The sequence below is a fragment of the Nonomuraea sp. NPDC001699 genome (genome assembly GCF_053596455.1).
Genome location: NZ_JBSFGF010000016.1, coordinates 191,488 through 203,124, shown reverse-complemented (window position 1 = coordinate 203,124; position 11,637 = coordinate 191,488). Strand labels below are relative to the sequence as shown.

General features: G+C 74.5%; 10 protein-coding genes and 1 pseudogene. 3 read left to right on the top strand and 8 right to left on the bottom strand.

Translation table 11 applies throughout. The annotated features are described in order from the left end of the window. Positions 1–497, bottom strand: a pseudogene (locus tag ACWCSU_RS36745) (hypothetical protein); the annotation flags it as partial. 235 nt (positions 498–732) lie between these two features. Here ACWCSU_RS36745 and ACWCSU_RS36740 point away from each other — a divergent pair. Then, on the top strand, positions 733–2,322 hold the full coding sequence (locus ACWCSU_RS36740) for a lectin (protein WP_357710533.1): 1,590 nt from the start codon (positions 733–735) through the stop codon (positions 2,320–2,322). Between the two features lie 50 nt (positions 2,323–2,372). Here the strand turns inward: ACWCSU_RS36740 and ACWCSU_RS36735 are convergent, their stop codons facing one another. Beyond that, positions 2,373–3,332, bottom strand: coding sequence for an NADP-dependent oxidoreductase (locus tag ACWCSU_RS36735; protein ID WP_449941306.1), 960 nt, complete (start codon positions 3,330–3,332; stop codon positions 2,373–2,375). Positions 3,333–3,435: 103 nt separating this feature from the next. On the opposite strand from ACWCSU_RS36735, the gene ACWCSU_RS36730 reads away from it, so the two are divergent. After that, positions 3,436–4,032 carry a TetR/AcrR family transcriptional regulator gene (locus tag ACWCSU_RS36730; protein ID WP_449941304.1) on the top strand — a complete coding sequence of 199 codons (597 nt, stop codon included), beginning with the start codon at positions 3,436–3,438 and terminating at the stop codon, positions 4,030–4,032. On the opposite strand, the gene ACWCSU_RS36725 is transcribed toward ACWCSU_RS36730, so the two are convergent. The 4 genes from ACWCSU_RS36725 to ACWCSU_RS36710 all read right to left on the bottom strand — a co-directional run bounded on the left by ACWCSU_RS36725 (position 4,010) and on the right by ACWCSU_RS36710 (position 7,596). Beyond that, on the bottom strand, positions 4,010–4,864 hold the full coding sequence (locus ACWCSU_RS36725) for a dioxygenase family protein (RefSeq protein WP_449941303.1): 855 nt from the start codon (positions 4,862–4,864) through the stop codon (positions 4,010–4,012). The two genes, ACWCSU_RS36730 and ACWCSU_RS36725, sit on opposite strands and share 23 nt — an antisense overlap. Positions 4,865–4,930: 66 nt before the next feature. After that, on the bottom strand, positions 4,931–5,944 hold the full coding sequence (locus tag ACWCSU_RS36720) for an NAD(P)/FAD-dependent oxidoreductase (protein ID WP_357710544.1): 1,014 nt from the start codon (positions 5,942–5,944) through the stop codon (positions 4,931–4,933). A 45-nt stretch (positions 5,945–5,989) separates the two neighbouring features. Continuing rightward, positions 5,990–6,511 carry an isoprenylcysteine carboxyl methyltransferase family protein gene (locus ACWCSU_RS36715; RefSeq protein ID WP_357710547.1) on the bottom strand — a complete coding sequence of 174 codons (522 nt, stop codon included), beginning with the start codon at positions 6,509–6,511 and terminating at the stop codon, positions 5,990–5,992. Between the two features lie 32 nt (positions 6,512–6,543). After that, the gene (locus ACWCSU_RS36710; protein ID WP_364103877.1) at positions 6,544–7,596 is read right to left on the bottom strand and encodes a type III polyketide synthase; all 1,053 of its coding nucleotides are present in this window, start codon (positions 7,594–7,596) and stop codon (positions 6,544–6,546) included. A gap of 126 nt (positions 7,597–7,722) precedes the next feature. Between ACWCSU_RS36710 and ACWCSU_RS36705 the strand changes: the two genes are divergently transcribed. Next, positions 7,723–8,595, top strand: a complete 873-nt coding sequence (locus ACWCSU_RS36705; RefSeq protein WP_449941299.1) for a UbiA family prenyltransferase — start codon at positions 7,723–7,725, stop codon at positions 8,593–8,595. Here the strand turns inward: ACWCSU_RS36705 and ACWCSU_RS36700 are convergent. Beyond that, positions 8,585–9,760 (bottom strand): NAD(P)/FAD-dependent oxidoreductase, encoded by a 1,176-nt coding sequence (locus ACWCSU_RS36700; RefSeq protein ID WP_449941296.1) that lies wholly within the window; start codon positions 9,758–9,760, stop codon positions 8,585–8,587. The two genes, ACWCSU_RS36705 and ACWCSU_RS36700, sit on opposite strands and share 11 nt — an antisense overlap. 50 nt (positions 9,761–9,810) lie before the next feature. Next, positions 9,811–11,571 carry a glycoside hydrolase family 15 protein gene (locus ACWCSU_RS36695; protein WP_357710557.1) on the bottom strand — a complete coding sequence of 587 codons (1,761 nt, stop codon included), beginning with the start codon at positions 11,569–11,571 and terminating at the stop codon, positions 9,811–9,813. Between the last annotated feature and the right edge of the window lie 66 nt (positions 11,572–11,637).

Genomic DNA, 11,637 nt, shown 5'->3' with positions numbered 1-11,637 from the left:
CAGCGGTCGTCGTCCTTCCGGCGGTCGTCGTCGTCCCAGGGGCGGTTGTTGTCCCACTGCTGCCGGTGGTCGTCGTCCTTGCAGCGGTCGTCGTCCTTCCGGCGGTCGTCGTCGTCCCAGGGGCGGTTGTTGTCCCACTGCTGCCGGTGGTCGTCGTCCTTGCAGCGGTCGTCGTCGTCACCGTCCCAGGGGCGGTTGTTGTCCCACTGGTGCCGGTGGTCGTCGTCCTTGCAGTGGTCGTCGTCCTTCCGGCGGTCGTCGTCGTCGTCCCAGAGAAGGTCGCCGACCCAGGGGTGCCGGTGGTGGCCGTCCTTGTTGTGGTCGTCGTCCTTGCAGCGGTCGTCGTCGTGGTCGCCGAGGTACGGCCCCCTGACGTCGTAGCCCGGAGCCGCGAAGAACGGCTCCGGACCCGGGTCGGCGACGGCCGGGACGGCGGTGACGAGCGGAATGGCGCCGATCGTGGCGCAAGAGGCAAGTGCTGCGATGAGTCGTCGCATCACACCGATCCAATCACTGTCGATGATCTAACCGCTACAGATAGTAACCGCAGGTCAGCGACTTGAAACGCGGCCCGAAGGGCTCCGTGTCACCCCTTCGGAAGCCCTTTGCGCGCCGGACGGCAGGCAACAGAATCCCTCAAGACCCCTTGACTCCACACGCAAACCGACGGACGATCCCGTTTGATTTAGTCGGATCATGTTGGGTTCTCATCCTCGGTGTTGAAGGAGTCCCATGCGTGCGATCCTTCGGTCAACCCTCGCCCTGGCCCTCACCGCGACCTGCCTGATCGCCGTCCCCGGCCTGGCGCCGCCCGCCTCCGCCCTGGACAATGGCCTCGCCAGAACGCCCCAAATGGGGTGGAATGACTGGAACAGCTTCGGCTGCTCGGTCAGCGACGCCCTCGTCAGGCAGACGGCCGACGCCATGGTGGCCTCCGGCATGGCCGCGGCCGGCTACGCGTACGTCAACATCGACGACTGCTGGTCCACCAGGACCCGCAGCGCGGCCGGCGACCTCGTCCCCGACCCGCAGAAGTTCCCCGGCGGCATCAAGGCGGTCGCCGACTACGTCCACGGCAAGGGGCTCAAGCTCGGCATCTACTCCTCGGCCGGCACCACTACGTGCGCCGGCTACCCGGCCAGCCTCGGCAACGAGCGCAGGGACGCGGCCCTGTGGGCGTCCTGGGGCGTGGACTACCTCAAGTACGACAACTGCGGCGACCACCTCGGGCAGAGCGCGCAGCAGCGCTACACCGCCATGCGCGACGCGCTGGCCGCCACCGGCCGGCCGATCCTCTACAGCCTGTGCAACTGGGGTCAGGACAGCGTCTGGACCTGGGGCATGCCGGTCGGCAACTCCTGGCGCACCACGGGCGACATCCAGGCCAACTGGGGCTCGGTCATGGGCATCCTGGACAGCCAGGCCGGGCTGGAGGCGTACTCGGGGCCGGGCGGCTGGAACGACCCCGACATGCTGGAGGTCGGCAACGCCGGGCTCACCGCCACCGAGTCCCGGGCCCACTTCAGCCTGTGGGCGCTGCTGAACGCGCCGCTGGTCGCGGGCAACGACCTGCGTTCGATGAGCGCCGAGACCCGGACGATCCTCACCAACGGCGAGGTCATCGCCGTCGACCAGGACTGGGGCGGCCGGCAGGGGCACAAGATCGCCGACAACGGGAACCTGGAGGTCTGGCGCAAGCCCATGGCCGCGACCGGCACGGGCACCGGCTCGGTCGCCGTCGTGCTGCTCAACCGGGGGAGCGCGGCGGCCACCGTCTCCACCACCGCCTCCGCGCTGGGCCTCGGCGCCGCCTCCGGCTACGCCGTCCGCGACCTGTGGGCCCACACGACCGGCTCCTCGACGGGCACGATCAGCGCCTCCGTCCCCGCCCACGGAGCCGCCATGTACGTCGTCACCGGCGGCGGCACGCCCCCGGCGGCCACCGCGCTCAAGGGCGCCGGCTCCGGCAGGTGCCTGGACGTGCCCGGCGCGTCCCAGACCAGTGGCACCCAGGTCCAGATCTGGGACTGCAACGGCGGCCCCAACCAGCAGTGGACCCCGACGGCCGGGGGCGAGCTGCGCGTCTACGGCGGCAAGTGCCTCGACGTGTACGACCGCGGCACCGCCGACGGCACCCGCGTGATCATCTGGGACTGCAACGGCCAGACCAACCAGCAGTGGCGGCTCGGCGCCGACGGCACGGTCACGGCCGTCGGCGCGAACAAGTGCCTCGACGTGCCGGACAACGCCACCGCCAACGGGACCAGGCTCGTCATCTGGACCTGCAACGGCGGCGCCAACCAGCGCTGGACCCGGACCTGAGGCCCACCGCGGGACCATGCGGGCCCGCTCCGGGCCCGCTCGGGGCCAGGTCAGGCCACGCGAAGGACGATCTTCCCCTGGATGTGGCCCTGCTCGGCGCGCTCGTGCGCCTTCGGGGCCTCCTCCAGCGGGAAGACGCTGTCGACGCCGACGCGCAGCCGTCCGGCGTCGATCAGCTCGGCGAGCGCGGCCATCTGGGCCCCGTCGGAGTGCACCTGGCCGCCGCGGCGCACGATGCCGCGCCGCGCGACCTCCTCGTCGTGGTAGTCGCCGAAGAAGACCGGGCTGAGCGTGCCGCCGTCCTTGAGCACGGGCAGCAGGCGGTGGCCGTCGGGGCCGCCCACGGCGTCGATCAGACAGTCCACGTCGCGTACCGCGTCCTGCGGGGCGACGCGGGTGTAGTCGACGAACTCGGCCACGCCCAGGTTCTTCAGGAACGCCTCGTGCCGGCCGGAGGCGACGCCGATGACGTGTGCGCCGAGGTCCGCGGCGAGCTGGACGGCGAAGTGGCCGACACCGCCGGCCGCGCCGTTGACCAGGACCCGGCTGCCGGGCCGCAGGCCGATGATGTCGTGGACGTACTGGTAGGCGGTCAGGCCGGCCATCGGCACCGCGGCGGCGGCGACGTGGTCCACCGTGGCGGGCTTGCGGGCCAGGTGACCGGCCGGGGCGGTGGTGTACTCGGCGTACCCCCTGCCGCCCTCGTCGCCGACGCGGGGGAAGCGGACGAGGCCGTACACCTCGTCGCCCTCCCGCCAGTCGGTGACGCCGGGGCCGAGTGCCGCCACGACGCCCGACACGTCCGAGCCGGGGGTGAAGGGCAGCGGGATCTCCGGCCGCATCGACGGCGGGATGTTGGCGAACCCCCTGCGGGCGTACCAGTCGGGCGGGTTGAGCGCGGCGGCGCGCACCTGGACCAGGACCTCGCCCGGCTTCGGCACGGGCACGGGGACCTCTTCGAGCCGCAGGACCTCGGGGCCGCCGACCTCGTGCACGCGGATGGCCTTCATCGTCGATTCTCCTCGGGGAGACGGGCGCCGCTATGATGCGGAGCAGTGTTCCGGATCATAATCGGAGCACTGCTCCACTTGTCAATCGGCCGGAAGGTGGCGGATGACCGAAACACCCCGTAACCAGCGCGCGGACGCCCAGCGCAACCGGGAGCGCATCCTGGCCGTGGCCGCCGCCGTCATCGAGGAGCAGGGCACCGAGGCGTCCCTGCGCGACGTCGCCCGCCGCGCCGAGGTCGGGATGGGCACGCTCTACCGGCACTTCCCGACCAGGGAGGCGCTGCTGGAGGCGCTGCTGCGGCAGCGCTTCGACCGGCTCGCCGAGCGCGCCCAGGCGCTGGCCGGCGCCGCCGCGCCGCGCGAGGCGCTGGTGGAGTGGCTGCGCGCGTTCGTCGAGGGCGCGGGCGCCTACCGGGGGCTGGCCGCCTCGATGATGGCCACGATCAACGACGAGGGCTCGCCGCTGCACGCCTCCTGCCACGCGATGCGCCACGCGGGAGGACGGCTCCTGGAACGCGCCCAGGCCACGGGCGAGGTGCGCGCCGACGTGACGGGGCTCGACCTGTTCGCGCTGGCCAACGCGGTGAGCTGGATCGCCGAGCAGGCCCCCTCGCTGGCCGCGCGCGGCGACCACTTCTTCGGCCTGCTCATGGACGGCCTCCGCCCGCCGGGCGACCTCACCGGCCGGGAGCCTGGCTGAGCGGCACCAGCCTGAGGTCGAACTCCACCTCCTCGTACGGCCCGTCCATGTCCCACCCCCCGGTACGCGGCACCGGCCGCCGCACCAGCTCCTCCTTGACCGCGTACGCCGCGTCGGAGCCCAGGTAGGGGTCGCCGGCCAGGAACACGTGCGTGGTCAGCGGCCGGTGGCCGGGCGCGATGACCTGGTAGTGCAGATGGGCCGGGCGCATCGGGTGCCGCCCGACCGCGCGCAGCAGCCGGCCGGCGGTGCCGTCGACGGGCACCGCGTAGCTGCTCGGGCGGACGGTGCGGAACCAGTAGCGGCCCTCGGCGTCCGCGGTGAACAGGCCGCGCAGGTTGCCGGGCTCCTGGGCGGCGTCCTGGCTGTCGTACAGGCCGTTGTCGGCGGCCTGCCACAGGTCCACGGTCGCGCCGGGCAGCGGGACGCCGTCGCAGGACAGCACCCGGCCGTGCACGACCATGGGCGTCCCGCGCCCGCGCTCGGGGCCGCCGCTGATCCACGCGCCGGGCTCGCGGGCGGGGGCGGGGGAGTGGAAGGGGCCCTCGACCGAGGAGGGCGTCATGTTCTCCGGGCCGGCGTGGTTGACCTCGTCCACGGCTGAGGTCAGGCCGAGCATGTCCGACAGCAGCACGAACTCGTCGCGCTCCGGCGTGCACCACGTGCCGGTCTCGGCGAGGAAGGCGAGCCCGGCCCGCCATTCGGCCTCGGTGGGACGCACCTCGTCCACGAACGCGTGCAGGTGGGCGACCAGCGCGGAGACGATCTCGTTGACCCGCGGGTCGGGGCCGTGGACCTGGTCGAGCACCTGCCGCACGAGCTTGTCTGTCATGGCGACCGTCCTTGACGGGGACCGTGGGGGTTCATTATCCGCACACGTCCGGGCCCCCGGGAAGACTCAGGCCAGGACGCGGACCACGCCGGCGAACACGCGGGGCAGCCGGCGCGCCGCGGGCACCACCAGCCGGGCCGTGCCGGGCCGCCGGGCCGCCTGGACCAGCGCCGCCGTCAGCAGCCGGTGCGTGCGCGACAGCCGCAGCCACGCGCCGTCGTAGTCCTGCGGACGGTCCGCCGCCAGGCACGCGACCAGCAGCTCCGCCGATCGCACGGCCAGCGAGACGCCCTCGCCGGTGAGCGCGTCCACATAACCGGCCGCGTCGCCGACCAGCAGGACACGCCCGGCGCGGCGGGCGCGCACGCCCTGCCGCAGCGGGCCCGCGCCGCGCACCGGGGTGACGGCCGGGCCGTCCAGGCGGCGGGCCAGGCCGGGGAAGCCGCGCAGGTGCTCGTCGAAGCCGCGCCGCGCCGAGCTGAGGACCGCGACGCCGACCAGGTCGTCGCCGACCGGCGTGACGTACGCCTCCCCGGCGCCCGACCAGTGGACCTCGACGAAGTCGCTCCACGGCTCGATCCGGTAGTGCCTGCGCAGCCCGTACCGGCGGGGGCCGCGGGCCGGCCGGTCGAGGCCGAGCGAGCGGCGCAGCGGGGAGTGCAGGCCGTCGGCGGCCACCAGCCAGCGGGCCCGCAGCCCGATCGCGCGCACGCCGTCCCGGTCCTGCTCGGCGCGGGTGATCCGGCCGGTGACCGTCTTGACGCCCAGCTCGGCGGCCCGCTGCCAGAGCGCGCCGTGCAGGCTCGTACGCCGCACGCCCAGCCCCGGCCCGGCGGCGAACGCCGCCCGCGCCTCCCGCCGCCCGTCGAGGTAGTGGATGCCGCGGAAGCCGCGTCCCTCGACCGGCACGCCCATCGCCGTCAGCGCGGCCACCCCGCCCGGCATGACGCCCTCGCCGCACGCCTTGTCCACCGGCGCGGCGCGCGGCTCGACGACGACCGCCTCCATCCCGGCCAGCGCCGCGTGGATGGCCGTGGCCAGCCCCGCCGGGCCGCCGCCCGCGACCAGCACGTCGATCACCGGCCCACCTCCCGGCCGCCCGCCCCGAGCACGTCGATCACCGGCTCACCCCCCTGCCGCGACGGCGAGCGCGGCGTTCTCGCACCGGATGCGCACCACCATCAGCGCGGCGTTGAGCAGCGTGAACGCCAGCGCCGTCAGCCACGCCGTGTGCACCAGCGGCAGCGCCAGCCCCTCGGCCGCCACCGCCACGTAGTTGGGGTGCCGCAACCACGCCAGCCGGTACGGCCCCCGCCGCACCAGCGGCAACCCCGGCACCACGATCACCTGCGTGTTCCAGCGCGGCCCGAGCGCCGTGATGCACCACCACCGCAGCCCCTGGGCCGCCACGACCACCGCGAGCATCGGCCAGCCGAGCGCGGGCACGAACGGCCGCCCGGCCAGGGCCACCTCCAGCGGCGCGCACACCAGCAGCCCGGTGTGCAGCGCCACCATCCACGGATAGTGCCCTCGGCCGGTCACCACGCCGCCGCGCGCCATGCTCCAGGCGGCGTTGCGCCTGGCGACGACCAGCTCGGCCAGGCGTTCCAGGCCGACGAGCACGATGAGCGCCAGATACCAGGTCACAGGTCAACCGCCGGAGGAGTAGAGGGAACGGGCTAGAAACGCAGCAGGACGAGCTCGGAGCAGAAACCGGGGCCCATCGCGATGACCAGCCCCCAGGACCCCGGCGCGGGCGGCTCGCCGGCCAGGGTCTCGCCGAGCACGTGCAGGACCGAGGACGACGACAGGTTGCCGTTGGCCGCCAGCGAGCGCCACGTCACGTCGAGCGCGCCCGCGGGCAGCTCCAGCACCTCCGACACCGCCTCCAGCACCTTGGGCCCGCCCGGATGGCACACCCACGCCGTCACGTCCGCGGCGGTGAGCCCGTGCTCGGTCAGGAACCCGTGCACGTCGTCGGCCAGGTGGCGGCGCACCACGGCGGGGACGCTGGCGTCCAGCATCACACGGAACCCGGTGTCGCCCACCTGCCAGCCCATGACGTGCTCGGACCCGGGATACAGGTGGCTGCGGGTGGCGACGACCTCGGGCCCGGCCGTGCCGCGCTCGGCGCCGCCGGCGACCACGGCCGCCGCGCCGTCGCCGAACAGCGCACTGGCGACCAGGTTCGCGGGCGAGGAGTCGCCGCGCTGCACGGTCAGCGAGCACAGCTCCACCGACAGCAGCACGGCCACGTGGTCCGGCCAGCCGCGCAGGTAGTCGTGCAGCCTGGCGATGCCCGCCGCGCCCGCCACGCAACCCAGGCCGAAGACCGGCACCCGCTTGACGTCGGGCCGCAGCCCGAGCCCGGCGGCCAGCCGGGCGTCCACGGACGGCGCGGCGATGCCGGTCACCGACGTGAACATGATCAGGTCCACGTCGGTCGGCTCCAGCTCGGCGGCGTCCAGGGCGGCCTTCACGCTCTCCAGCCCCAGCTCGACCGCGACGGAGACGAACGCGTCGTTGGCGGCGCCGAAGCCGTTCAGCTTCTCGTACCGGTCGATGGGGAGGGCGAGGTTGCGGTGCTCCACGCGGGCGCTGCGGTGCAGGCGGTCGAGGAGGCGGCGGTCGGCGCCGTCGGGCAGGCACAGGCGGGCGGCCATGTCGGTGAGCTCGGACTGTGGGTACCGGTGAGGAGGGAACGCACAACGGACTGCGGAGATTCGGGTCATGCAGTGCTCCCTCGGCAGGTCGCCCACAACACTCACTCCCCGCACGCTTCCCGCAAGGATGGTCATTTAAGCCATACGCGGCGCGCGGGAATTCTCGCCGCGCGTCCTGCGGTCTACGATCACCGTGTGACCGACCCGGATCCCGCGGCCGCCGCCGTGGCGCGCGGCGGGCCGGCCCGTACGGCTGCCGCGCTGGCGCTGGCCTGCCATCCGGGCCCGACCGTGGCCGTGACCGCCCTGGTCACCGCGCTGGCCGTGGCGGCGGGCCGGGACGCGGGCGGCTGCGTCCTGGTGGCCGCCGCCGTGCTGGCGGGGCAGTTGTCGGTCGGCTGGTGCAACGACGCGCTCGACGCCGGACGGGACGCCGCCGCCGGGCGCGCGGGCAAACCGGTCGCCGACGGCACGGTGAGCGTGACCGCCGTCCGGGTGGCCGCGCTGGCGGCGCTGGTTCTGTGCGTGCCGCTCTCGCTCGCCTCCGGCCTTACGGCGGGACTGCTGCACCTGGCGGGCGTGCTGGGCGCCTGGGCGTACGACTTCGGCCTGAAGGCCACCGTCCTGTCGTGGGCGCCGTACGCGGCCGGGTTCGGGGTGCTGCCGGCGTTCGTGACGCTCGGACTGCCCGGGGAGCCGTGGCCGGCCTGGTGGGCGGTCGTGGCGGCGGCGCTGCTCGGCGTGGGCGCGCACCTGGCCAACGTGCTGCCCGACATCGAGGATGACCTGGCGACCGGCGTGCGCGGGTGGCCTCAGCGGCTGGGGGCGGCGCGCGTACGGGCGCTGGTGCCGCTGCCGCTGCTGGCCGCCACCTGCCTGCTCGTCCTCGGCCCTCCCGGCGGTCCCGGCGTGGCGGGATGGCTCGCCATGGGGGCCGCCGTCCTGCTCGCCGTCGGGGGGACGCTGCTCGCGGGCCGGTCCGCGCGGGCGCCGTTCGTCACCGCCGTGGCCGTGGCCGCCGTGGACGTGCTCCTGCTGCTCGCCAACGGCGCCGCCCTCACCGCCTGACGCCGTCCCGGCGCCCCCGGGGCAGGCCCGTCGCGCCGCGCAGCCAGCGCAGCCCGACCGCCAGGGCCAGCGGCGCGGGCACCGTCCCCGCCCCGAGACCGACCTCCACCAGCAGGTCGAACACCTCCTTGCGGTGCGCGGCGGTGCCGATGGCCGCGTCGATGAACCCCGGCGACTGCGCCAGCCGGGCCAGCACGTCGGTCGTGCGCAGGTGCCGCCCGAGCGCGCCGCGCAGCTTGGCCCGGTACCGGGCCAGCGGGTCGTCCGGCGCCTCGACCGCCGCCTCGGCCGCCAGGCGCCCCGACAGCAGCGCGTAGTAGATGCCCTCGCCGGTGAGCGGGTTGATCAGCCCCGCCGCGTCCCCGGCGAGCAGCACCCGCCCGGCGCCCGGCGCGGGCCGCCCGGTCGACAGGGGCAGGTGGTGGGCGCGCAGGTCGCGCGCGGGCCGGTCGGGCAGCAGCTCGGCCAGCCTGCCGTGCAGCACCTGGCGGCCCGGCGCCCCCGCCGTCCGCAGCCGGGGCAGCAGCATGCCGAACCCGACGTTGGCGGTGCCGTCGCCGATCGGGAACGACCACGCGTAGGCCGGCCAGCCCGCCCGCTGCATGGCGATGAGCTGCACGTCGTCGGACTCGGGCACGTCGGCGTAGCCGCGCACGGCCAGGGCGGTGTGCCGCTCGGCCGCCGCGGGCATCCCGATCAGCCGGCGCACCGCCGAGTAGGCCCCGTCGGCCGCCACCACCGTACGGGCCCGCAGCCGCCCGTCCAGGACGACCCAGGACCCGTCGCGGGCCAGCTCCCTGACGCGGTGGCAGCGCACCTCGACCCCCCGGGCCCCGGCCGCCTCCACCAGCCGCGCGTCGAACACCCGGCGCGGCACCACGTGGTTGGGCCGGGCCGCCTCGGCCGAGACGCGCAGCCCGCCCGGCGAGACCACGGTCAGCCGGGGCGTGGGCCGGTAGTCGTCGATGAGATCGGGCAGCCCCAGCCGGGCCAGCTCGTCGCGCCCGTGGGCGGCGATGCCGTCGCCGCACGGCTTGTCGCGGGGGAAGCCGGCCCGGTCGAGCAGCACCACGCGCAGGTCCGGCCGCAGCTGGACGGCCCGCAGCGCCGCCGCCGAGCCCGCCGGTCCCGCGCCCACGACCGCCAGGTCCCACTCCTCACCCATGCGAGGTCTTGTCCCACCCCGCGCGCGGCGGGAAACCCGTTCCCGCCGGGTCAGGCCCGCGACAGCGCGCGGGCGGCGTGGACGAGGGGCACGTGGCTGAACGCCTGCGGGAAGTTGCCCACCAGGCGTCCGTAGCGCGGGTCGTACTCCTCGGCCAGCAGCCCGACGTCGTTGCGCAGCTCCAGCAGGCGTTCGAACAGCTTCTCCGCCTCCTCCTTGCGGCCCTGCATCGCCATCACCTCCACCAGCCAGAAGCTGCACGCCAGGAACGCGCCCTCGCCGCCGGGCAGGCCGTCGACGTCGTTGTCGGCGGCCAGCGGATAGCGCAGGACGAACCCGTCGGACATCAGCTCCTTCTCGATCGCCGCCACCGTGCCCGCCACGCGGGGGTCGTCGGGCGGCAGGAAGCCCACCACGGGGATCATCAGCAGCGCCGCGTCCAGCTCCGACGACCCGTACGACTGGGTGAAGGTGTTGCGGTGGGGGTCGAAGCCCTTGTCGCAGATCTCGGCGTGGATCTCGTCGCGCAGCGCGCGCCACTTCTCCACGGGGCCGGTGCGGCCGAAGCTGTCGACGTACTTGACGGCCCGGTCGAGGGCGACCCAGCACATCACCTTGGAGTGCACGAAGTGCCGGCGCGGGCCGCGCACCTCCCACAGGCCCTCGTCGGGCTCGTCCCAGTGCTCCTCCACGTAGTCGAGCAGCTGGCGCTGGATCGACCAGGCGCGCTCGTCGGCGGCCAGGCCGCGGGTGCGGGAGACGTAGAGGCAGTTCATCACCTCGCCGTAGACGTCGAGCTGGAGCTGCTGGACGGCCTCGTTGCCGATGCGGACCGGGCGGGAGCCCTCGTAGCCGTCGAGCCAGTCGAGGCGCAGCTCGGGCAGGCGGCGCTCGCCGGCGACGCCGTACATGATCTGCAGGTCCTGGGGGCGGCCGGCGATGGTGCGCAGCAGCCAGGAACGCCAGTCGGCGGCCTCGTCGAGGTAGCCGGAGCTGATCAGCGCGTCGAGCGTCATCGTGGCGTCGCGCAGCCAGCAGAACCGGTAGTCCCAGTTGCGCACGCCGCCGATGTCCTCGGGCAGGGACGTGGTGGGCGCGGCCACGATGCCGCCGGTCGGCGCGTACGTCAGGCCCTTCAGCGTGATCAGCGACCGCGTCACCGCCTCCCGGTAGGGGCCCTGGTAGGCGCACCGGCTCACCCACTCGGTCCACATGGCCTCGGTCTCGGCGAGCTGCTCCTCGGCGTCGATGCGCGGCGGCATCGGCTCGTGGGAGGGATGCCAGGTGAACACGAACGGCAGCCGCTCGCCCGCGTTGACGGTGAACGTCGCCCGGTGGGCGTAGTCGCCGCCTTTGAGCGGCACGGGGGAGTGCAGCCACACCGAGTCGGGGCCGCCGACGGCCTGGAGGTGGCCGTTCGTCCGGCGCACCCACGGCACGATGCGCCCGTAGTCGAAGCGCACGCGCAGCTGGGTGGAGACCTCGACGCTGCCCGAGACGCCCTCGACGATGCGCACGACGTCGGGGTTCCGGTCGCGCGGCGGCATGAAGTCGATCACCCGGACCGTGCCGGTCGGGGTGTCCCACTCGGTCTCCAGGATGAGCGTGTCGGGCCGGTAGCGGCGGCGGGTGGCCGGCCGCCGGGCCGACGGCCCCAGCCACCAGTGGCCGTTGCGCTCGCTGCCGAGCAGGGCCGCGAAGCACGAGGGGGAGTCGAACCTGGGCAGGCAGAGCCAGTCGATGGAACCGTCCCTGGCCACCAGCGCGGCCGACTGCATGTCTCCGATCAGCGCGTAGTCCTCAATCCGCATGCCGAAGACGCTACTCGCGCGCGGGTGATCCCGCGCCGGGTCCGGGCCTGTCGCGTCAGGACGGGC